At 64.3% G+C, this 21,497-nt stretch carries 26 protein-coding genes and 1 riboswitch; of the genes, 7 read left to right on the forward strand and 19 right to left on the reverse strand.

Going from position 1 to position 21,497, the window contains the following annotated elements; all coding sequences use genetic code 11:
* Positions 1–3: 3 nt before the first annotated feature.
* Together IVB50_RS29000 and IVB50_RS29005 are read right to left on the reverse strand one after the other, a co-directional pair.
* Entirely contained in the window at positions 4–774 is a 771-nt protein-coding gene (locus tag IVB50_RS29000) for an anti-sigma factor (RefSeq protein WP_085352549.1), read from the reverse strand.
* Between the two features lie 106 nt (positions 775–880).
* Entirely contained in the window at positions 881–1,369 is a 489-nt protein-coding gene (locus IVB50_RS29005; protein WP_007594679.1) for a sigma-70 family RNA polymerase sigma factor, read from the reverse strand.
* Between the two features lie 172 nt (positions 1,370–1,541).
* Here IVB50_RS29005 and fabI point away from each other — a divergent pair, with 172 nt between their 5' ends.
* The 4 genes from fabI (at position 1,542) to IVB50_RS29025 (ending at position 5,496) form a co-directional block, all read left to right on the forward strand.
* The gene (gene fabI / locus IVB50_RS29010; RefSeq protein ID WP_026233116.1) at positions 1,542–2,357 is read left to right on the forward strand and encodes an enoyl-ACP reductase FabI; all 816 of its coding nucleotides are present in this window, start codon (positions 1,542–1,544) and stop codon (positions 2,355–2,357) included.
* A 14-nt stretch (positions 2,358–2,371) separates the two neighbouring features.
* Positions 2,372–2,971: a histidine phosphatase family protein gene (locus tag IVB50_RS29015; RefSeq protein WP_018456242.1), complete on the forward strand. Its 600-nt coding sequence runs from the start codon at positions 2,372–2,374 to the stop codon at positions 2,969–2,971.
* A 165-nt stretch (positions 2,972–3,136) separates the two neighbouring features.
* Complete coding sequence (gene aroC / locus IVB50_RS29020) at positions 3,137–4,225, forward strand: chorismate synthase (RefSeq protein WP_247298675.1); 1,089 nt, start codon at positions 3,137–3,139, stop codon at positions 4,223–4,225.
* A gap of 80 nt (positions 4,226–4,305) precedes the next feature.
* The gene (locus IVB50_RS29025) at positions 4,306–5,496 is read left to right on the forward strand and encodes an adenylate/guanylate cyclase domain-containing protein (RefSeq protein ID WP_247298678.1); all 1,191 of its coding nucleotides are present in this window, start codon (positions 4,306–4,308) and stop codon (positions 5,494–5,496) included.
* Between the two features lie 44 nt (positions 5,497–5,540).
* Here the strand turns inward: IVB50_RS29025 and IVB50_RS29030 are convergent, their stop codons facing one another.
* The 8 genes from IVB50_RS29030 to IVB50_RS29065 form a co-directional block, all read right to left on the reverse strand.
* Entirely contained in the window at positions 5,541–6,686 is a 1,146-nt protein-coding gene (locus IVB50_RS29030) for an HWE histidine kinase domain-containing protein (protein ID WP_247298682.1), read from the reverse strand.
* A gap of 82 nt (positions 6,687–6,768) precedes the next feature.
* Complete coding sequence (locus IVB50_RS29035; protein ID WP_247298685.1) at positions 6,769–7,020, reverse strand: hypothetical protein; 252 nt, start codon at positions 7,018–7,020, stop codon at positions 6,769–6,771.
* Between the two features lie 178 nt (positions 7,021–7,198).
* Positions 7,199–7,393, reverse strand: a complete 195-nt coding sequence (locus IVB50_RS29040; RefSeq protein ID WP_085361372.1) for a hypothetical protein — start codon at positions 7,391–7,393, stop codon at positions 7,199–7,201.
* 178 nt (positions 7,394–7,571) lie between these two features.
* Complete coding sequence (gene clpS / locus IVB50_RS29045) at positions 7,572–7,877, reverse strand: ATP-dependent Clp protease adapter ClpS (protein WP_007594672.1); 306 nt, start codon at positions 7,875–7,877, stop codon at positions 7,572–7,574.
* A 43-nt stretch (positions 7,878–7,920) separates the two neighbouring features.
* A complete protein-coding gene (locus tag IVB50_RS29050) occupies positions 7,921–8,262 on the reverse strand; it encodes a DUF190 domain-containing protein (protein ID WP_085352544.1) in 342 nt (113 codons plus the stop codon).
* 2 nt (positions 8,263–8,264) lie between these two features.
* Positions 8,265–8,693, reverse strand: a complete 429-nt coding sequence (crcB, locus tag IVB50_RS29055) for a fluoride efflux transporter CrcB (protein WP_247298690.1) — start codon at positions 8,691–8,693, stop codon at positions 8,265–8,267.
* Positions 8,694–8,699: 6 nt separating this feature from the next.
* Positions 8,700–9,098, reverse strand: coding sequence for a fluoride efflux transporter CrcB (gene crcB / locus IVB50_RS29060; RefSeq protein ID WP_249804690.1), 399 nt, complete (start codon positions 9,096–9,098; stop codon positions 8,700–8,702).
* A 7-nt stretch (positions 9,099–9,105) separates the two neighbouring features.
* Positions 9,106–10,314 (reverse strand): MFS transporter, encoded by a 1,209-nt coding sequence (locus tag IVB50_RS29065; RefSeq protein ID WP_247298714.1) that lies wholly within the window; start codon positions 10,312–10,314, stop codon positions 9,106–9,108.
* 126 nt (positions 10,315–10,440) lie between these two features.
* A riboswitch (Fluoride riboswitch) is annotated at positions 10,441–10,518 on the reverse strand.
* Between the two features lie 286 nt (positions 10,519–10,804).
* Here IVB50_RS29065 and IVB50_RS29070 point away from each other — a divergent pair.
* Complete coding sequence (locus IVB50_RS29070; protein ID WP_018456251.1) at positions 10,805–11,689, forward strand: DUF1194 domain-containing protein; 885 nt, start codon at positions 10,805–10,807, stop codon at positions 11,687–11,689.
* A gap of 175 nt (positions 11,690–11,864) precedes the next feature.
* On the forward strand, positions 11,865–12,497 hold the full coding sequence (locus tag IVB50_RS29075) for a hypothetical protein (RefSeq protein ID WP_018456252.1): 633 nt from the start codon (positions 11,865–11,867) through the stop codon (positions 12,495–12,497).
* 70 nt (positions 12,498–12,567) lie between these two features.
* On the opposite strand, the gene IVB50_RS29080 is transcribed toward IVB50_RS29075, so the two are convergent.
* Together IVB50_RS29080 and IVB50_RS29085 are read right to left on the reverse strand one after the other, a co-directional pair.
* A complete protein-coding gene (locus IVB50_RS29080; RefSeq protein WP_247298696.1) occupies positions 12,568–12,990 on the reverse strand; it encodes a hypothetical protein in 423 nt (140 codons plus the stop codon).
* Positions 12,991–13,288: 298 nt separating this feature from the next.
* Positions 13,289–14,347, reverse strand: coding sequence for a class I SAM-dependent methyltransferase (locus IVB50_RS29085; RefSeq protein WP_018456255.1), 1,059 nt, complete (start codon positions 14,345–14,347; stop codon positions 13,289–13,291).
* A 167-nt stretch (positions 14,348–14,514) separates the two neighbouring features.
* Between IVB50_RS29085 and IVB50_RS29090 the strand changes: the two genes are divergently transcribed.
* Complete coding sequence (locus IVB50_RS29090; protein WP_018456256.1) at positions 14,515–15,114, forward strand: hypothetical protein; 600 nt, start codon at positions 14,515–14,517, stop codon at positions 15,112–15,114.
* On the opposite strand, the gene IVB50_RS29095 is transcribed toward IVB50_RS29090, so the two are convergent.
* The 7 genes from IVB50_RS29095 to IVB50_RS29125 form a co-directional block, all read right to left on the reverse strand.
* On the reverse strand, positions 15,115–16,362 hold the full coding sequence (locus tag IVB50_RS29095; protein WP_247298698.1) for a methyltransferase: 1,248 nt from the start codon (positions 16,360–16,362) through the stop codon (positions 15,115–15,117). It lies immediately after the preceding gene.
* A complete protein-coding gene (locus IVB50_RS29100) occupies positions 16,355–17,089 on the reverse strand; it encodes a TlyA family RNA methyltransferase (RefSeq protein ID WP_247298701.1) in 735 nt (244 codons plus the stop codon). The genes IVB50_RS29095 and IVB50_RS29100 overlap by 8 nt, the downstream gene beginning before the upstream one ends.
* A gap of 26 nt (positions 17,090–17,115) precedes the next feature.
* Positions 17,116–17,670: a nucleoside 2-deoxyribosyltransferase gene (locus IVB50_RS29105; RefSeq protein ID WP_247298704.1), complete on the reverse strand. Its 555-nt coding sequence runs from the start codon at positions 17,668–17,670 to the stop codon at positions 17,116–17,118.
* 33 nt (positions 17,671–17,703) lie between these two features.
* Positions 17,704–19,632, reverse strand: coding sequence for a 1-deoxy-D-xylulose-5-phosphate synthase (gene dxs, locus IVB50_RS29110; RefSeq protein WP_026233122.1), 1,929 nt, complete (start codon positions 19,630–19,632; stop codon positions 17,704–17,706).
* 175 nt (positions 19,633–19,807) lie between these two features.
* Entirely contained in the window at positions 19,808–20,008 is a 201-nt protein-coding gene (locus IVB50_RS29115) for a hypothetical protein (RefSeq protein WP_247298709.1), read from the reverse strand.
* Between the two features lie 223 nt (positions 20,009–20,231).
* Positions 20,232–20,483, reverse strand: coding sequence for an exodeoxyribonuclease VII small subunit (locus IVB50_RS29120; RefSeq protein WP_007594646.1), 252 nt, complete (start codon positions 20,481–20,483; stop codon positions 20,232–20,234).
* Between the two features lie 73 nt (positions 20,484–20,556).
* Positions 20,557–21,486 carry a histone deacetylase family protein gene (locus tag IVB50_RS29125; protein WP_018456262.1) on the reverse strand — a complete coding sequence of 310 codons (930 nt, stop codon included), beginning with the start codon at positions 21,484–21,486 and terminating at the stop codon, positions 20,557–20,559.
* Between the last annotated feature and the right edge of the window lie 11 nt (positions 21,487–21,497).

Raw genomic sequence — 21,497 nt, forward strand, 5'->3', positions numbered from 1 at the left:
TGTCTAGGTGCCGCTTTTCTCTGCTTGGTCGTAGACCGCCTGCGCCACTTTGGTCAGCCGGTCCCGGTCGCCGCCACCGCTGACGACGTAGCCGACGCCGCGCTCCGACCAGAACAGCGCCCCGTCCTTGTCCGTTCTGGCATACCGCATCTGCGTCGCGCCATTCTCGGTCTTGGCGGTGTAGATCGTGTACCGCTCGCCCGAGGCGCCCTCATACATCAGGAACGACGCCGGGCCGTTCGGTCCCGGCAAGAGCCGGCCGCCGACGAGCTTTAGTCCACTCGCCTCCAGGTTCGGAGCAAACACGGTCCAGCCGCAGCGTCTGGTCAGCCAGGCCTGGAGGTGGTCGCGCTCGTTGCCGCCGACCTCGACGGGATGGCGAACCTCGACGACATAGAGGCGGTGGGCGTCGAGTGCGTCGGTCGTAAAGCTCTGGAAAGTCGAGGGCGCGTTGGCGGCACCGTGCGCCAGCCAGCCGGCGGTGCCGCCGGCCATGAAGGCCACCAGCACAGCCGCGGCGGCGCCATAGAGCCAGTGCCGCGGGCGGCGCTCCAGCCGTTCGAGCTCGAGCCGCGCCGGCACCGGCTCCTGGGCGACGGAATCGTAGCGGGCGTGCAGCATCTCGGCCATGGCGCGCCAGGACTGCACGCGCTCGCCATCCTCGGGCTGCGCGGCAAGCCAGGCCTCGACATCGGCGCGGCGCTCGGCCGGCAGCTCGCCGTCGACATAGGCGTGCAGTTCGTCCTCGGTGACTGGGATCTTGCGGTCGTTCATATCGATCGTCTCTGGCTCTGCGGCCCAAAATGTTCTTCGTGGTTCAACTGCGCCGCTTTCCGCGCCATGCAGGAGAAACGACCGGCGCGATGCATCAATCCTGCCATCATTTCACCCGTCTGAGCGCCGGGCGCTCGCCCTCCAGCGAGGCTTTGACGTGGGCGCGGGCGCGTGCCAGGCGCGACATCACTGTGCCGATCGGCACGCCCTGGATGTCGGCGACCTCGCGGTAGCTCATGCCCTCCAGCATCACCAGGAGCAGCACCGAGCGTTGCTCCTCGACGAGCGTCGCCAGCGCCCTCTCGATATCGCGCCCTTCGGCTTCGGTCCCGCTGGCATCCGGGTTGTTCTCCGTCAGCTGCATGAATTGCGGCCGTCGTGCCAGCGAACGCCGCCGGTTCTTGTTGAGGTTGGTCAGGATCGTATAGAGCCAGCTCCTGACGTCGCCTCCGAGGAACAGACGCTCCGAACGCAGCGCCCGCACCAGCGTATCCTGCACCAGATCGTCGGCCGCATCCGCCTCGCGCGTGAGCGCGCGGGCGTAGCGGCGCAACGCCGGGATCATGGCTTCAACACTCTGGCGAAACGCACTCATTGCGGTCTTGACGTCCTGATGTCGGCGCGAGCGCCACAACGATCATAACACCCGAGCGGAACGGCTATTCCGGCGCTTGAAACAGCGTTAACGCCGCGTATTAGGACTGTACCGCAACGGAGGGCTGGTGTACCTCCAAACCTCACCGGGAGCTCGACGGGACGTTAGCAAAATGGCGCAGAATTCAGGTCTGATGCAGGGCAAGCGGGGCGTGGTCCTCGGCGTTGCCAACAACCGCTCGATCGCCTGGGGCATTGCCAAGGCATGCCACGCGGCCGGCGCGGAGCTTGCCTTCACCTATCAGGGCGATGCGCTGAAGAAGCGCGTCGAGCCGCTCGCCGCCGAGATCGGCGGGCTCGTGCTCGGCCATTGCGACGTCACCGATGCTGCGACCATCGATGCGGCCTTCGCGGTGCTGAAGGAGAAGTGGGGCAAGATCGACTTTCTGGTGCATGCGATCGCCTATGGCGAGCAACTCGACGGCCGCTACGTCGACACCACGCAGGAGAATTTTTCGAAATCCCTGCTGATCTCCTGCTATTCGTTCACGGCGGTGGCGCAGCGCGCCGAGAAGCTGATGACCGACGGTGGCTCGCTCATCACGCTCAGCTATTACGGCGCCGAGAAGTGGATGCCGCATTACAACGTCATGGGCGTCGCGAAAGCGGCGCTCGAAGCGAGCGTGCGTTATCTCGCCGTCGATCTCGGTGAGAAGAATATCCGCGTCAACGCGATCTCCGCGGGGCCGATCAAGACCCTCGCGGCGTCCGGTATCGGCGATTTCAGATATATCCTGAAGTGGAACGAGGCCAACGCACCGCTGCGGCGCAACGTCTCCACGGAAGACGTCGGCGGCAGCGCTCTGTATTTCCTCTCCGACCTCTCGCGCGGCGTCACCGGCGAGGTGCACCACGTCGATTCCGGCTATCACGTGCTCGGCATGAAGCGCCCGGAAGCGCCGGACATTTCGTTCGGCGGGAAGGACTAACTTTTCACCCAGCAATGCCTGTGCCCACGATTTATTACCTTCGCCACGGCGAGACCGAGTGGAATGCGCTCGGGAGGCTTCAGGGCATCAAGGACATTCCGCTGAACGCACGCGGTCGCGGTCAGGCGGTGCAGGCCGGCGGCATTCTCGCCGATCTCTTCAAGCGCGAGGGCCGCGACAAGGCCGCATTACCCTACGTGTCGAGTCCGCTTGGCCGCGCACGAGAGACCATGGAACTGGCGCGGAGCAAGCTCGAACTGCCGACTGCGGGCTATACGCTCGACGATCGCCTGCGTGAGATCGGCTACGGCACCTGGGAGGGACTGACGCTGGCCGAGAGCGAGGCCTCCGATCCCGACATCTACGCCCGGCGCCTCGCCGACAAATGGACGGTGGGCCCCGCGGGCGGAGAGACCTACGCCGATGTGCAGGTCCGCGTGCGCGCTTGGTACGACCAACTCCGGACCGACACCGTCGCGGTCGCCCATGGTGGGACCTGCCGGGCCCTGATGGTTTCACTCGGCCTGGAGACGCCGGCGAGCGCCGCCGAACTTTATATCGAGCAGGGCGCCGTCTACGTGTTCCGCGACGGGCGGTTGGAGAAGTTTAGTTAAGCCGGTTCGCTTGCGCGTCCTGCGCCGTCATGCCCGGGGCGCCCTTTTGCGCTTGTGGGCCAAGAACGTGGATGGCGGGACAAGCCCGGCCATGACGACCGTGTAGGCATTTGACCCCAATTTCAGGGCGAGTTAAGTCAGCACTGACTTACGAGCTAGATACGGATGTCCTTCAACACCTTCGGCCACATGTTCCGCGTCACGACCTTCGGCGAGAGCCATGGGGTGGCGATCGGCTGCGTGGTCGACGGCTGCCCGCCCATGATCCCGCTCGTCGAGGCCGACATCCAGGGTGATCTTGATCGCCGCCGACCCGGCCAGTCGCGCTTCACGACCCAGCGTCAGGAGCCGGACCAGGTCAAGATCCTCTCCGGCGTGATGGCGCATCCGGAGACCGGCGTGCAGGTGACGACGGGCACGCCGATCGGGCTCCTGATCGAGAACACCGACCAGCGCTCAAAAGACTATTCCGAGATCAAGGACAAGTTTCGGCCTGGCCACGCTGACTTTACCTATGAAGCGAAGTACGGCCTGCGCGACTATCGCGGCGGCGGCCGCTCCTCGGCGCGCGAGACCGCGACGCGCGTCGCCGCCGGCGCGATCGCTCGAAAGGTGCTGCCCGATGTGAAGGTGCGCGGCGCGCTGGTGCAGATGGGGCCACACAAGATCGACCGCGCGAAATGGGACTGGGACGAGATCGCGAAAAACCCGTTCTTCTGTCCGGACAAGGACAAGGCCGCGTTCTTCGAGACCTATCTCGACGGCATCCGCAAGAGCGGCTCCTCGATCGGCGCGGTGATCGAGGTCGTCGCCGAAGGTGTGCCGGCTGGCCTTGGCGCCCCGATCTACGCCAAGCTCGATGCCGAGCTCGCCGCCGCAATGATGAGCATCAATGCGGTGAAGGGCGTCGAGATCGGCGCCGGCTTCGGCGCGGCCGAACTCACCGGGGAAGAGAATGCCGACGAGATGCGCACGGGCAATGACGGCACGCGTTTTCTGTCCAACCACGCTGGTGGCGTGCTGGGCGGCATCTCCACGGGGCAGCCGGTGGTGGTGCGTTTCGCCGTCAAGCCGACCTCGTCGATCCTGCAGCCGCGTCTCACCGTCGATCGCAACGGCGCCGACACCGAGATCATGACCAAGGGCCGCCACGATCCCTGCGTCGGCATCCGCGCCGTCCCCGTCGGCGAAGCCATGATGGCCTGCGTGTTTGCGGATCATTTCCTGCGCGACCGCGGCCAGGTCGGGCGCTAGCGTTCCGCAGGGCGCTTGTATCGCGCCACTAGTCCACCGCGCAGCTTGACGATCCCACAACTTCGTCCGCAAATGCGCGCATGGAAAGCTCCGAGCTCCAACGTATCACCAACTGGCTGATCGACGGCGCCTGGTCGTCGAAGGCCCCGGCCGAGATGACGGCCGAAGCCTGCGAACGGATGGTTGCAGCCGGTCTGCCGCTATGGCGGTTCGGCATCTTCATCCGCACGCTGCATCCCGAAATTTTCGGTCGCAACTTCATCTGGCGGGAAGGCGAGGAGGTCGAGATCGGCACGGTCGATTTCGAGATCCTGGAGACGCCGGAATTCGCCAGAAGTCCGCTGCGGGTCGTGTTCGAGCAGGGACTTGAGGTGCGGGGACGCATCGACGATCTCGGCAGCAAGCATTTCCCTTTTTTCGACGATATGCGTGCCGAAGGCGTAACCGACTACGTCGCGACGCCAATGCAGTTTCTCGACGGCTCGGTCCACGCGACGAGCTGGACAACGCGCCATCCAGGCGGCTTCACCGATGAACACATCGCGGCGATTCACACCATCGTCAAGCCGCTCGCGCGCATCACCGAGATCATCAGCCTGCGCCGCACCGCCGAGATGCTGCTCGACACCTATGTCGGCAATCGTGCCGGCGCGCGCATCCTTGGCGGTCAGATCCGCCGCGGCCACAACGACACCATGCAGGCTGCGATCTGGCTCTCCGATCTGCGCGGCTTCACGGCACTGTCGGACCGGCTGCCGGCCGAGACCGTGGTCGAGATCCTCAACCATTATTTCGACTGCCAGGTTGCCGCGATCCGCGGCCATGGCGGCGAGGTGCTGAAATTCATGGGCGACGGCCTGCTCGCGGTATTCCCGATCGACGAATATGTCGGCGATGCCGCGCATGTCTGCACGCGGGTGCTGGAGGCAGCGCGCGAATCTCGCGCCAGTGTCGAGGCGCTCGCGTATCCTGTCGGCGACGTCGTCGAGCGCTTCCGCTTCGGCGTGGCGCTCCACGTCGGCAACATCCTCTACGGCAATATTGGCGGCGGCAACCGCCTCGACTTCACCTGCATTGGCCCCGCGGTCAATCTTGCTGCGCGGCTGGAGAAGATCACGGGTCGCCTGGGGCGGACCGTCGTGGCCTCAGAAGGCTTCGCCAATGTCTGCCGCCACGACTGGCACGAGCTCGGCGAATTCCCGATCGCGGGCTTTTCCAAGGCGCAGCGCGTGTACGGGCTGACGGAGGAGACGCCGGTGGTGATGGCCTGAGGTCATCCTCGGATGTCCGCCGCCGTCAGCCTGGTGAGCAGAATTCAGGCGTTCGACGCCATCACCGACTTCAGCGGTACATCCAGCTGATAGACAAATCCGGACGGTTCGTAGGCCAGCCGCACCTGTCCGTTCAGTTGCTGGCCGAGCGACTCGATCATCCGGGTGCCGTAGCTCCGTCGTGTCGGCGGCGCCACCACGGGGCCGCCGCTTTCGCTCCACTTCAGGCGCAGCCTTTGCTCGATCTCGTCCACCGTCCATGCGATCTCGACATGTCCGGAGGAACTGGACAGTGCGCCGAACTTCGTCGTGTTGGTGCAGAGCTCGTTGAACGTCATCGCGAGCGCTATCACGGCACCGGATGTGATCCGGAGATCCGGCCCATTGAAATGGAATCGTCGACCTCCCTGACCGTCATAGGGATCGGTGGCGCCGCTCAGGGTATGAGTGAGGCTCGCATTGGACCAGCTGACCTGTATCAACAGGTCGTGGGCGCGCCCCAACGCCAGCAAGCGGCCATCCATGGCTTTTTGGCCTTGCTCGAGATTGATTGCGGCCCGGAAGCTCTGGGCTGCGATTGCGCTCACCGTCGCAAGCGTATTCTTGATGCGATGATGCAGCTCTCCGAGGATGAGCTTTTGCAACTTGTCGGCCGCCTCGCGTTCGTGGGCTTCGATGCCGGCTTGAGCGAGCAGGACCTTGGCGTCGGTGTCGGCCTGTTCCAGCAACAGGCGCAGATTGTCGTTCTCCGCCACCAGAACCGATTCCTGTGGCGATCGGGCAACCCCAAGGTTTTCCCCGGGATCCGTTGTGGTCGGAAGGATTTTTAGCGCGCCCGCTCCGATCATCGTCTGCAACTGCGAGATCATTTCGTCGACGGCGAGCGGCTTGCGAAAGAAGCGGCTGTCCGCCGGCGTTTCGGTTTCAGACGGCTTTACCTGACCGGAAACCAGTACGATCTTGATGGCAGGCCAGCGATCGTGCACCGCGTGGGCCAGCTTCAGGCCGTCCATGGTCCCGGGCATCTGGATGTCGCTGAACAGAAGCGAGATGTCCGACCGCGACTCGAGGATCGAGATGGCTTCGTCGGCGTTGACGGCCTCCACAGGGCAGAAGCCTGCATCCTCTACGATATCGACCGCGCGCATGCGCAGGATCATCTCGTCTTCGACGACGAGAACGTTCGGCAAGGAGGTTGGGGGCGTTGACATCTGTGCACGACACTTTCCTGGATCATCCGACAAGCTCGGCCGGCGCTTTGCGATGGTTGGTCTAGCGGCGAGCCGTCACCAAACGAGCTTCATGAACCCTGACATCGGATTCACCCCGGCGCAGACACGATGCTTCGAAGTCCGGCCAGACCTGGCCCAGGCAATTCCGCGCCACCGGAAGGCTCGCCAGCCGGTCCGCGTTCGCCAAAGCAACGGTTTCGCGCGCTTTTACTTGCGGAGCAAAACCGGGCAGCACCATTACGGACACTCCGAGGAGCGCGAACATCGCGAACGCGACAAGAGATTTCATCATTTGGGCTGCTTTGGCTGTTGACCGCCCCGTTTCGTTTGGGGACGCTGTTACAACAACCAAAATGAAATATAGTTCATTTCATACAACTTATATTTGAAGTGCGATTTGAAGGCGGATGCCGCCCTTGGCCCGGATCGTCGCTCGACGTGAACAGGCGGCCGACAAGGTTTGCTTGCCATTACCTCGGGGTTTTGGGGCCAGGCAGGCTTATCCAATCATGAATGTGCGAGGCCGTTTCACTCAATCGCGCCGCCTTGAGCAGCGATTCCCGCTGAACGCCGGGCGGGGCAATCTCTGCGCGACGGCGAGCCTCGGCTGCCAATTGGGCAAGGCGATTGCTCAGCGGGATGGTGCGCTTGGTGGTGTCTTGCATAGGACGCTCCGCATTGGGCGGGAGCGCAAAGACTCTCTCAGTCACCGATGATGCCGTGATGAGCCGGTGATGGCTCAGCATGCGCCTGTTGACAGCCAATAGATACACTATTCGGCAAAGCAGATTCGGCGCCGAAATCGAAAGCGGGCGCCAAAGCACCAAAGCTGGACCGGTGCCACTATTCCTCCGGCTCCGTGGTGAACAGCAGGGGATAGCCCTTGGTGCGGCCGGCATCCGTTGCGCGGGTAGCCTTGGTCTCGGCGACGTCTTTGGTGAAGACCGCGACCACGCAGGCGCCGAGCTTGTGGGCGGTGATCATCACCTTGTAGGCCTGATCCTCGGTCATGCGGAACTCGGCCTTGAGGATCATCGTGACGAATTCGCGGGGCGTAAAGTCGTCGTTGATCAGGATGACCTTATGCAGCTTCGGCCGCTCGACCTTGGTCTTCGTCCTGGTTTTCGGTTTGGCAACGGTATCGTTCATTCCGCCTCCCGGATATGGCGGGCTCGGGTTCCTGCCGGCGCGCTCAGCGCGCGGCCTTCTCACCATATTGCAGGACCTGCACCTTCTCCAAGGTGATCAGGCCGCTCGACATCATGCCATCCAGGATGGGCAGGAATGCATTGATGTTGTCCTCGCTGTCGACGATCTCGATCAGCAACGGCAAGTCTTCCGAGAGCCGCAGAATCTTGGAAGTGTGGAGCCGGCTGGACTTGCCGAAGCCCATCGGGCCGCGCAGCACGGTGGCGCCGGCCAGATGCCGCTCGCGCGCCGTCATCACGATCGCTTCATAGAGCGGCTTGCCGTCGAATTGGTCGTTCTCGCCAATGAAGATCCGGAGCGAAACTGCCTGATTGGGGATTTGCATGGTCAGCTCCTTCGCAAGCGGTTGGTGCCGCTGGCTATCATATGGCCTGCCCATACCGACACCAGCCAGCAAATGACGGATGCCGCGAGATAGGCGAGCGCCGTATATTTCATGCCGCCGTGGAACAGGCGGAAGGTCTCCAGGCTGAAGGTTGAAAAGGTCGTGTAGCCGCCGCAGAACCCGGTCATGACGAACTGCCGGTGCTCGGGCCGCGCCAGCAGGCGGCCGTCGGGCCCGGTCAGCGTCGCGTAGAAGCCGATGATCAGTGAGCCGGTGGCGTTGATGAACAGCGTCGCGACCGGGAAGCCGGAGCCGGTGTCGAGCGCAAGCCCGACCAGATAGCGCGTCAGCCCGCCGACCATGCTGCCGGCGGCAATCCAGGCATAGAGCGTCGCGGTGCGCCAGCGATCGGCAGAGGGGAAGGACTTCATCTGCCTCTAGCCCCCCAGAGTGTCCGCGAGAAGGAAGCCGCAACTGACGGCTGCGAGGCAGAGCACGACCGAGACCGCGACATTCCCGAGCGCGTGCATCGCCTCGCCGTTGCGCGCCAGCGTCAGCGTTTGCAGGCTGAACGAGGACACCGTGGTGTAGCAGCCAAGAAAGCCGGTGACCGCGAACAGCCATGGATCGGGCGCGGCGAAGACCGAGCCGGGATGGGTCGCCAATGCGCCAAAAATGCCGATCAGGAAGGCGCCGGTGACGTTGATGGTCACGGTGCCCCACGGAAACGTCTCGCCCAGCCGCCGCGCGATCGCGCCGGAGATGAAATAGCGCGCACAGCCGCCCAGCACGCTGCCGATCATAATCGCAAGCACTCCGCTCAGCACGGCGAACAGCCCTCCGTCATCGTTTCTCCTCCGTTGCCAGCCCGTTACCGACGGCAAATAGTCCCATGAGCGCGACCAGCGCGAAGCCGAGCCCCGCCAGGAACGTGCCGGCCGGACCATAGGCATCCCACAAGGCGCCGGCGATCACGCTTGCGGCCAGCAAGGCAAGGCCGGTGAACAGGTTGAAATAGCCGAACGCGGTGCCGCGCAAGCTCGGTGGCGCTGCGCCGGCGACGAGGGCCGAGAGCAGGCCTTGCGTCAATCCCATATGCAGTCCCCACAGCACGACGCCGAGGGCGAGGCCGCCAAGGTTTGGCAGCAGCGCGAGCGCGAGATCGGCGCCGGCGAGGAAGACGAGGCCGAGCGCGAGCAGGCCGGTGCGGTTGATCCGGTCCGAGAGCACGCCGGCCGGATAGGCCGACAACGCATAGACGATGTTCATCAGCACCAGCACGGCCGGCACCCACATCGCATTGAGCCCGATATTCTGTGCGCGCAGGATCAGAAACGCCTCGCTGAAACGCGCCAGCGTGAACACGACGCCAACCGCGACCACGCGCCAGTACACGGACCCGAGCTGGCGCATCGCGGCGGTATTCAGCGGATTCCTTGACGGCTCCCGGCCTGAGTCCGGTACCGGCTCGCTCACCGCGAACGCGATCAGTCCGAACGACAGGAAGCCCGGCAGCACGGCCACCCAGAACACCATCGTAAAGTTGTCCGCCGTCCACCACATCAGGCCGATCGCCATGAGCGGCCCCACGAACGCACCGATGGTGTCGAGCGACTGACGCAGACCGAAGCTCGCGCCGCGCAGACCGATAGGTGCTATATCGGCGATCAGCGCATCGCGCGGCGCGCCGCGAATGCCCTTGCCGACGCGATCGATGAAGCGCGCGGCAACCAGCCATTCGACGCTGGGGGCAAGCGGGAACAGCGGTTTTGTCAGCGCGGCCAGCCCGTAGCCGAGCGCAGCGAGCAATTTGCGCCGACCGAGCCAGTCGGACAACGCGCCGGAGAAGATCTTCGTGATCGAGGCGGTCGCCTCGGCAATGCCCTCGATGAAGCCGACGGTGAGCGTGGAGGCGCCGAGCACGGTGACGAGATAGACCGGCAGCAGCGCGTGGATCATCTCGGAAGAGACGTCCATCAGCATCGAGACGAAACCGAGCACCCAGATCCCCCTGGGCAGCCCCGCACGCGCAGCATTCGGTGTTGTCGTCATCACGTCCAGGACTTCTCCTCGGCCTCTGCTTGACCTCTCCTCGGCCTTCATCCAGGCAACAAAAAACCCGCCGGCGGCGGGTTTGTCCATGCTCCCGCCGAAGGCAGAGGCCTAGAAATTGCCTCTCCTCAAGCAGGAGTCATCAGCCCACTACGGTCACAGGCCGCCGGGCGGTTGTCGGGGGACTCCATCCCCATCTGTCCGGCCAGCCTAACATGGAAATCGCGCCGGACAAGTGGGCGAGGTGCGCTGTCCAGTGGCCCGTCAGTCCGGGAGCGGACCGCACATGACGGCATGCCGGCGCCAGCGATCGCGCAGTCCAGCGGCGCGAGCGCGGCAACATCGCGGCCGCTTTGCGTACTGCTTCGCAATTCCGCCTGCAAATGCCTAACTGGCAAATGCCTAACCGGAATGTGAAGCGCGAGCGATCTTCGGACTTTGCGGCAAGGCGATTGCATGTCACCATCAGGTCATACGACGGGAGGCTGCGATGCGCTTGCTGTTCTCGATCGGGGCTGTGCTGGTGACCGGCATGTTCGCCGGAGGGGACGTCGCGGGCATCGCGGCACCAGGACCCAAGTTTGAGTCGCCCAGACTGGCGCTACTCAAAAATCAGCCGCAGCGGCAAGCAGCCGACAGAGACGCGCAGACGGTCGATGTCGAGCTGATCCTCGCCGTCGACGTCTCCTACTCCATGGACATGGACGAACTCGCGGTCCAGCGTGAAGGCTATGCGCAGGCGATCCAGTCGAAGGAATTCCTGCAGGCGCTGAAGCTGGGCCCGAACGGCCGGATCGCGGTGACCTATTTCGAGTGGGCCGCTTCGACCGACCAGAAGATCATCATTCCGTGGCGGCTGGTCGACGGACCGGAGACCGCCGATGCCGTCGCCGCCGAAATCCTGAAGACGCCGATCCGGCGTGCCTCGCGCACCTCGATCTCCGGCGCGATCAGTTTCGCGATGCCGCTGTTCGACGAGGATCCCTATCGGGGCTTGCGCCGCGTGATCGACATTTCCGGCGACGGTCCCAACAACAATGGCACTCCGGTCACGATTGCGCGCGACGCAGCGATCGAGAAGGGTATCGTCATCAACGGCCTGCCGATCATGGTCAAGGAACCCTCCTACTCGACCATGGATATCGACAATCTCGATTTCTACTATGAGGATTGCGTCATCGGCGGCCCCGGTTCCTTCGTCATCACGATCAAGGACCGCGATAAGTTCAAGGAAGCCATCCGCACCAAGCTCTTGATGGAGGTTGCGGGCCGTATGCCGGAGCGTCCCGTGATGCGGGTTGCGGAGAAGGACAAGGAGCCGCGTGTGAACTGCATGATCGGCGAGAAGATCTGGTCGGACCGCTGGGGTCGCTGAGCGCGGCCACCGGACGAGACCTTTTGCCCTATTTGCCGGCGATGGAATTTTAACCATGCGTTTACCGTTGCGTGGCCCTAATCGGCTGCTTTCATTTGTTTCCGGATAAGGTTCTGACGTTGCTGTCGGGGCGCGAAAGAAGCGGGCCTGTCAGACACATCCGCCGAGCAACCCAATGGCCATCGTCACCTCGAGCACCAGCCAGATTTCTCCCGCTCTCGAGCGAGTGTATCACCAGAGCTCCCTGCTCGGTGAGTGGAAGGGCAATTGGGCTGGCAACAACCAGCCCGTCAGCTTCAAGGTCGTGAACATCCGCGGGGCCCGGGCGCAAGTCGAGTACACCCATAACGGGCGCACCGAGCGCGGCTTTGGCGAGGTCGCCGGTTCGCTTCTCACCTTCGGCACGGTCACGGTCGGCACCAAGGACGGCAAGAGTCTGGTGCTGTTGTCATCTGCAGGCGCGGGCAAGCAGACCGCGACTCTCGAGAAGCAGGCGCCGCCGGCCTCCGACAGCCGCCTGATGGGAAGCTGGGGCGGCTATTCCAGTGACAATGGCAAGAGCGCGAGCTTCAGGGTGCTCGCTGTCAACGGCAACGAAGCGCAGGTCAGCGTCACCACAGATGGCGTCACCCGTCAGGGCACCGGCACCGTCTACAAAAACGTCATCATGTTCGGCCAGGCGCAGATTGCGACCGACGACGGGCAGAATGGCAAGATCATCTACCAGGTCCGCAACAAGTCCTTCGTGGTGCCCGTGACCAAATATCCGCCGTCGGATACGTCGTCCTCGGTGGACAGGACGGCGTAGCAGATCACGGCTGCTGCTCGCTGGACCGCGTCAGCGCCTTCAATTGCCGGTCGATCTGACGCAAGACGTCTCAGGCGGTCGCCAAAGCGCCATTGCGGATCAGTCGCCAGATCTCCGTCGCCTGCTCGTCCAGATGCGGAATTGTCAGCGGTAACCGCGCTGCTTCCATAGCGCACCCTTCTCGTTGATGAGATAGCGCTCGTTCAGTGCGAACACGATCTGCGCAACGCAGGCCAGCGACCGGTAGACGCATCCGGCGATAATGGGTCTGCTCGTTACGTGCGGCCGCAAGCTCCGCATTCTCGATGCCGAAGAGGATTTCCCACTGGAAGCGCCGGATCAGAGCATTCCGCAACGGTTGCGGGTAGGGCAGCGCGATCGATTTCAACCGGTTGATCAGGTCTTGCGGATCGCGCAGTGGTTGGCAATAGGCGATCTCGCCCATCCAGATCGCCGAGCAGAAGCCGTGTGGATGGCCGGGCTGGTAGTCCATGGTGATGATGCCGGCCCGACAGGATTCCATGACGACACAGCGTCGGCGTTGCGATAGAGCAGATCGACCCTTTGTCCGCCAACGGACAGCCAGGCACCTCCGATGATCCACGGCCCCCATTCAGCGCCATCGCAAATTCATGGAGAGCGGCTTCGTCGTCCTCCCGTCATGACGGACTCGCGTCGCCTTGTCCGATCGCCAGCTTACGTCGCGGCGCGAGCGAGGGAGGGTGTCGGCGCCGGGCGTGGCTGCAGCATCGGCATGGCATATGCCGCGGCCACGCGCCGGAATCGGAAGATCAGATCCGCGCCTCCAGAATCAGATTGAAGGGCGTTTCAGCGGCGCGGCGGAAGCGCGTCAGTCCGCCCTCTCGCGCGACCTTGCGCAGCCTTGCCTCGCCCGCTTGCGCGCCCAGTGCGAGGCCCACCTCCTGGTCGAGCGAGGCCGGCGTGCAGATCATGGTCGACGCCGCATAATAGACCCGCCCGACCGGGTTGAGATTGTCCTCGAGGCGGTCGCCTGCGAACGGCTCGACCAGCATGCAGGTGCCGTCCTTTGCCATGGTCTCGCGCACGTGGCCGATGGCGCCGACGGGATCGCCCATGTCATGCAGGCAATCGAAGAAGCAGACGAGATCATAGCCCTCGGCCGGATAGGTCTTGGCGGAATGAACAGCGAAGCTGACCCGGTCGCCCAATCCGGCTTCGGTGGCCGCCTTTCGCGCGGCCTCGATCGAACCCTCGTGATAGTCGAAGCCGTAGAAGCGGGAGTTCGGGAAGGCTTCCGCCATCAGCCGTGTCGAGACGCCGTGCCCGCAGCCGACATCGGCGACCTTGGCGCCGCGCTTCAGCTTGTCCACGACGCCGTCGAGCGCGGGCAACCATTCCTGCACCAGATGATGCATGTACCCGGTCCGGAAGAAGCGGGCGGTGCCGCAGAACAGGCACTCGCTGCGCCGGTTCCAGCCGACGCCCTTGCCGGATTTGAATGCGTCCGAGATCTTCGGCTCGTCGAGAAACGCCGAGGCAATGACATTGCCGAACGCGCCGAGGAACACCGGACTGTCCTCATCGGCAAGCGCCATCGCCTGCTCCGGTAGCATCGAGAATTTTGCCGAAGCGGAATCGTATTCGATGTAGCCGGACGCCGCCTGACTCGCGAGCCATTCGCGGACGTAGCGCTCCGCCGTCCCGGTGGCGCTTGCGAGCTCGGACGAGTTCATCGGTCCCTTGGCGGCAAGGGTACGGTAGAGACCGAGCTTGTCCCCGAGCAGGACCAGCGATGCATTCATCGCCGCCCCGAATTCGGTGACCATCTTGCCCATAAAGGCATTCAACTTGTCGGAATTGACCTCCATGACAGCCTCCGTGCTGACGCGCCCCCTTAGGTGGGTCAATCCGGCATGGGGGAAGTTCAAATTGGCAGAAAAACGTGATCCCGGAACTCAGGGGGAGAATGGTGTCGCTATGCTGGCATTCATGATGTCTGGTGGGTATAATTCGCAAGCTTTCGACGGTTATTTGAATGTTCAGGCTTACACCCTCTTGCGGTCTCGCGGTTTTTCTTGCCCTGCTCTGCCTCGGCGAAGCGCCGGCTCATGCGCAAGCCGCACCCCTGCAATATTGGATCCCCGGCGGACCTTTTGGATTCGGCGGTGTTGCCGGCCAGAGCGCCGATAGCTACGGCATTTTCCCGAGCTTCAATGGCGGCGACGCAAGCGGCCGCAGCAATTCGAACGGCTTCTTTGTCGGCAGCCAGCATGGCAATCTCAATTGGAGCGGCCTCAGCCCGGCCGGACTGAGCGGCAATTTCAGCGCGCTCTCCTACGACAGCACGCAGTTCGGCTACAACACCAAGACCGCGGGCGGCATGCCCGTCACGTTCTTTGCCGGGTTCGACACCCTGAAATACGGCGGCGGCATTGGCAGCTCGCTTGCGCCGCTCACCTCCAGCGCCTCGCCCGGCTACGGCGCATTTGCGGGTGTCGAGTTCAAGCCGACCTCCAACCTCAGCCTGTCGTTTGGGGCCGGGTTCACCCAGCAGGACTCGGGCCGCATGGACAGCGATCTCAGATCGAACATGCTGCCCGGCGAGTCGCCGGCGTTGAGTGGCCTTCGACGCTAACTAGCGCGTGAACTTCGCAACGAGCTCGACATGCGGCGTGTGGCGGAACTGATCCACCGGCACGACTACGTCGATCTTGTACCCGCCATCGATCAGCAGCCGCGCGTCGCGGGCAAAGGTCGCGACGTTGCAGGAGACCGCGACCACCACAGGCACCTTGCTCGCGGCGAGCTTCAAGGCCTGCGCCTGCGCGCCCTGGCGCGGCGGGTCGAACACGATGGCGTCGAAATCGCGCAGCTCCGGTGCCACCAGGGGACGGCGAAACAGATCGCGCGGCTCGGCCTTGATCGGCTTGAGACCCGGCGTGCGCGCGGCCTTTGCGAGCGCCGTAATGGCGCCGGCGTCGTTGTCATGGGCAGTGACGCGGGCCTTCTCGGCGAGTCGCAACGCGAACGGACCAACGCCGCAGAAGAGATCGAGAACGTTCTTCGCCTTGCCGATGCGCTCGGCGACCAGCGACGCGAGCGTCTCTTCGCCGGCGACGGTCGCCTGCAGGAACGAGCCCGGCGGCAGCGTCACCTCGGCGCGGCCCATCTGCAGGGTCGGTGGCAGGCGTTGCAGCACCAGTTCGCCGTGCCGTGTCAGCCGCGCCAGGCGGTGCTGCTCGGCCACGCGCGACAGCGCCGTCACGAGCGGCGTTGGCAGCGGGCCGGAGCCGCGCACGTCGACATCGAGACCGTTGGCGGTCGCGGTGACCTGGATGTCCAGCGGTTTCGTCACCGGCATTTTGGACGTCAGCAGCTCGGCGAGCGCCCAACCGGCATCGAGTGCACCCTCGAGCCCGGGATCGAGGATCGGGCAGCGATCAATCGGGATGACGTCGTGCGCGCTGGCAGCCGAAAAGCCGACCTTGAGGATGTCATGGGTGCCGAACCGGCCGTGCAGCGTGATGCGCCTGCGCCCCGCGCCGTGAGCGTCGACCAGCGGCGTCACCTCGCAGTCGATGCCGGCCTGGGCCAGGGTCTCGACCACGATGCCGCGCTTCCAGGCGTGATACGGTTCAGTCGCCCAGTGCTGGATCGCGCAGCCGCCGCAGACGCCGAAATGCGGACAGAATGGCGCGACGCGCTCGGGACTGGCGACGTCCACTACCAGCAGCTTGCGGCGGTCGGGATGATTGCCGACGACATGATCGACTTCGACGGTCTCGCCGCCGAGCGTGTAGGGCACATAGATGGCCTCGCCGGCGTCGAGCGAGACGCCGTCGCCGCGATGGCCAACGTGATCGATCGTCACGCGCTCAACCACGGCGCGCGCCCAGGAAGAATTCGATGTTGCCATCGCCGCCGGTGATCGCCGACGGGAACACCTCGATATCGGTGCAGCCGAGCGAGGCAGCAAAGGCGGCGATGTCGTCGCAGATCTCGCTGTGCACGGCGGCGTCGCGGACGATGCCCTTCTTGTTGTGCTTCCGGTCCGCCTCGAATTGCGGCTTGATCAGCGCCAGCAGGCTCATCGGCGCGGCGGCCAGCGACAGCGCGATGGGCAGCACCGTCTTGAGCGAGATGAAGCTGACGTCGATCACGACGACATCGGGCCGCGCCGGCAGGCGCTTGCCGTCATAGGCGCGGATGTCGGTCTCTTCCATCGACACGATCTTGGCGTGACCGCGCAGCGAGGGATGCAACTGGCTGGTGCCGACATCGACGGCAAAGACGAGGCTCGCGCCATTCGCCAGCAGTACCTCGGTGAATCCGCCGGTGGAGGCGCCGACGTCGAGGCAGACATGGTCCTCGATCTCGATCGGGTAGCGCTCCAGCGCGCCGGCGAGCTTGACGCCGCCGCGGGAGACGTAGGGGTGCGCGGGCTCGGCCTGGATCACGGCGTCCTCGGCGATGGTCTCCGACGGCTTTGCGACCTGCTTGTCGTCGGCGGTGACGAGCCCGGCCTCGATCGCCGCGCGCGCCCGCGCCCGGCTCTCGAACAGGCCGCGCTCGACCAGCAGAACATCCGCGCGCTTGCGGGCAGGGGACATCATCTCTCCGAAGACGCCTGAGGCGCTTATGTAGCGATCAATCGCGCGGCCGCCATCCGGACGCAAGCCTCGAACGCGGCCAGATCGTGCCAGACGTCGATCGGCATCTGCGCCGGCGTCACCAGCGGGCAGCCATGCAGCTCCAGCGCGTGGATCATCATGAGATTATCGACGAGGCCAAAATCCTCGACCGTCAGCCCCTGCGCATCGACCAGCCGTCCGTCTTCGGACGTCACGTCCATGAAGCGACTGACACGGTCGGCATAGGCGGCACCGTCATTGGAATAGGCGAGGCAGAACTTGCGGCGGCCGGCCATGTAGCCGAGCTCGTAGACGGTGCCGGGATCGGCGCCGGCGCCGCGGAACGGCGTGAGGTTGGCGATGATCGCATCGGCCGCGTCCATCATCGCCTCGTTGCCGCAAAAGATCTGCCGCGAGGCGTCGGGCGCGGCGCGGTCGATTTCGTTGTCGAGGGGATAGAGGCCGGTGACGCCGTGCGCGGCACAGACCGCGACTTTGTGCCGGCCGATCTCGACCGCATCTGGCAGGAACACGTCGGGGCCTGCCAGATAGATTTTCATCACAGCTGCTTCGCGGAAGGTCGAAGCTCGCTATCAGGCGAGCTTGACCGTCTCGGCCTTGACGTCCTTGCCGAGCGCCTCGAACACCTTGGCGACGATGCCCTTGGCGTCGAGACCGGCACGACCGTACATCGCCGCCGGGGTGTCGTGGTCCTGGAACACGTCGGGCAGCACCATGGTGCGGAACCGCACCAGGCCGCTGTCGAGCGCGCCCTGATCGGTCAGATATTGCGCGACATGCGAGCCGAAACCGCCGACCGAGCCTTCCTCGATCGTGATCAGGATCTCGTGGTCGCGCGCGAGCTTGAGCACGAGCTCGGTGTCCAGCGGTTTCATGAAGCGCGCATCAGCGATCGTGGTCGAAAGGCCGTGGGCTGCAAGCTCGTCGGCGGCCTTCTCGCATTCGGCGAGGCGCGTGCCGAAGGAGAGCAGGGCGATCTTGCTGCCCTGGCGGACGATGCGGCCCTTGCCGATCTCGAGCGGAATGCCGACTTCGGGCATCTCGATGCCTCGGCCTTCGCCGCGCGGATAGCGCAGCGAGCTCGGACGATCATTGATCGCGACCTGGGTTGCAACCATGTGCACCAGCTCGGCTTCATCGGACGCGGCCATGATCACCATGTTCGGCAGACAACCGAGATAGGCGTTGTCGAACGAACCGGCATGGGTGGCGCCGTCGGCGCCGACGAGGCCGGCGCGGTCGATGGCGAAGCGCACGGGCAGGCTCTGGATCGCGACGTCATGCACGATCTGGTCGTAGCCGCGCTGCAGGAAGGTCGAGTAGATCGCGCAGAACGGCTTGTAGCCTTCGGTGGCGAGACCGGCGGCGAACGTCACTGCGTGCTGCTCGGCGATGCCGACGTCGAAGGTGCGGTCCGGGAACGCCTTGTTGAAGATGTCGACGCCGGTGCCGGAAGGCATGGCCGCGGTGATGGCGACGATCTTGTCGTCCTTCTCCGCTTCCTTGACGAGGCTCTGGCCGAATACGTTCTGATAGGCCGGCGCGTTCGGCTTGGACTTGGCCTGGGTGCCGGTCGCGACGTCGAACTTGACGACCGCGTGGTACTTGTCGGCGGAGGCTTCCGCCGGGCCATAGCCCTTGCCCTTCTGCGTCACGACGTGGAGCAGGATCGGGCCGGTCTCCATGTCGCGCACGTTCTTCAGCACCGGCAGGAGATGGTCGAGGTTGTGGCCGTCGATCGGGCCCACGTAATAGAAGCCGAGCTCCTCGAACAGCGTGCCGCCATCCATCATGAAGCCGCGGGAATATTCCTCGACGCGGTTGGCTCGGTTGGCGAGGATCTTGGGCAGGCGCTGGTTGATCTGCTTGGCCACATCGCGCAGCGTGCGATAGGTCTTGCCCGAGTAGAGCCGCGACAGATAGGCGCTCATCGCGCCGACCGGCGGCGCGATCGACATGTCGTTGTCGTTGAGGATGACGATCAGGCGCGAGTTCATCGCCCCCGCATTGTTCATGGCCTCATAGGCCATGCCCGCCGACATCGCGCCGTCACCGATGACGGCGATAACGTTGTTCTTGCCGCCGGAGAGGTCGCGCGCGACCGCCATGCCGAGGCCGGCGGAGATCGAGGTCGAGGAATGCGCGGCGCCGAACGGATCGTAATCGCTCTCGCTGCGCTTGGTGAAGCCGGACAGGCCGCCGCCGGTGCGCAGCGTGCGGATGCGATCGCGCCGGCCGGTGAGGATCTTGTGCGGATAGGCCTGGTGGCCGACGTCCCAGATCAGCCGGTCGCGCGGGGTGTCGAAGACGTAATGGATTGCAGTGGTGAGCTCGACCACACCAAGGCCTGCGCCGAAGTGACCGCCGGTCACCGAGACGGCATCGATGGTCTCCTGACGCAGCTCGTCGGCGACCTGGCGAACCTGCTCGACCTTGAGTTTGCGCAGGTCGTCCGGCGTCCGGATGGTGTCGAGAAGCGGCGTTTTACTATATGCGTTCACGGCGATTTCCAATTTGTCAGCGCCGGAAGATCGTTCCGGCGCGCGATGGGTTTGCTCAATATCGGCGCAGCGCGAGTCCTTAAACCGTCGGAGCCACCTGCATGGGGCAAAGCCCCGTCTTCAAGCTTAGGTGAGCTTAAGTGCTCTCCGGTTCAGTCTCTGTGATCCCTGTCACTTAGATCGGCTTCGTCCATCCCAGCCAATTCATCAGCAGTTTGAAGCGCTTGCCGTCGGTAATCAGTGCCCACGCAAGGCTTACAAAAAGCCACACTCCGCGCAGCTTTACACCAAAGCTTGGGCCAAAGCCAACCCGCTGGGCCCGATTACGGGCATGCACCTGCAACCCGCGGGCCAGAGTGGTTAATCCTGGCGCCATCGGAAGGGTTCCAAAGCTAGCCCGGTTCCTCGGCAAGGTTTTTCGCGTGGGGAAGCTATTTTTAGGCCGGATTCAGGAGGACGAGGGGCGCTCTGAGGGAGGTTCCATAATCTCCGGAGCGCCGGTTCCCTGGAATCAAGCAGCAGCAACGCCGACGGCGGCGTGCGATCATGAAAAATTGCCGGTGCGCGCTGCGTGAGATAGGCGGCTTTGAAGGCGGCCCTTACTGGACGTCGAGCGGCGCGGTGCCGGTCGCCTGGCCGCTGGCATCGGTGGTGATCTTGTCGACGCGCGCCTCGGCCTGGCGCAGCAACTCCTCGCAGCGGCGCTTCAGGGCCTCGCCGCGCTCGTAGATCGTCACGGATTCCTCGAGCGGCACCTTGCCGTCCTCGAGCCGTTTCACGATCGTTTCGAGCTCCTCGATGGCGCGTTCGAAGGTCAGCCTGGAGATGTCGATTTGGGTATTTTCGGCCATATAAGTTTCCGATTGCCCGATTCGCTTCACGTCGGAGAAAGCAAAGTTTTGCGGGCGCAATGTGGCGGGTGTGTCAGGCGCCCATCAGGGCGCCGACATGCGCCGTAACAGATTCTTTCAGTCCTTGCAGGTCGTAGCCGCCCTCGAGCACAGAAACAACGCGCCCTCCGGCGGTCTTGTCAGCGAGGTCCATCAACTTACGCGTCACCCAGGCATAATCCTCCGCGCGCAAATTCAGCGACGCCAGCGGATCGCGATAATGCGCGTCGAAGCCGGCAGAGATGACGAGCAGCTCCGGGCTGAATTTTTCGAGCTGCGGCAGGATCAGATTCTCGAACGCGATGCGGAATTCCGGCCCGCCGTCCTCGGAGGCGAGCGGTGCGTTGACGATGGTGTCGTGGTCGCCGCGCTCGCTCTTGGCACCGGTGCCCGGAAACAGCGGCATCTGGTGCGTCGAGCAGTACATCACGGTCGGGTCCGACCAGAAAATATCCTGCGTGCCGTTGCCGTGATGCACGTCGAAATCGACGATGGCCGCGCGCTTGATGCCGTATTTACGCTGCGCGTGGCGCGCGGCGATGGCGACGTTGTCGAAGAAGCAGAAACCCATCGGCTTGCCGATCTCGGCGTGGTGGCCGGGCGGGCGCACCGCGACGAAGGCGTTGCGATGCTCGCCCGCCATCACCGCTTCGGTCGCCGCGACCGCGCCGCCGACGCCGCGCATCACCGCTTCCCACGTGCCAGGCGACATCGAGGTGTCGCCATCGATATAGACCTGTCCGCTGGTCGGCGCGATGTGGCGCAGCTCCGTGACGTAGTGCTCGTTGTGGCAGAGCGTGACGAGGTCGAGATCGCCCTCCGGCGCCTGGTCGCGCACCAGGAACTGGAAGCGCTCATGCGACAGCGCTTCCTCCACCGCGCGCAGGCGGTCCGGCCTTTCAGGGTGTCCCGGCGGCGTGACGTGGTCGAGGCAGGCCTTGTGGGAGAGGAGAAGCGTACTCATCAGTCGGCCTC

It is taken from the genome of Bradyrhizobium sp. 87, assembly GCF_023073015.1.
Lineage (GTDB): Bacteria > Pseudomonadota > Alphaproteobacteria > Rhizobiales > Xanthobacteraceae > Bradyrhizobium > Bradyrhizobium canariense_D.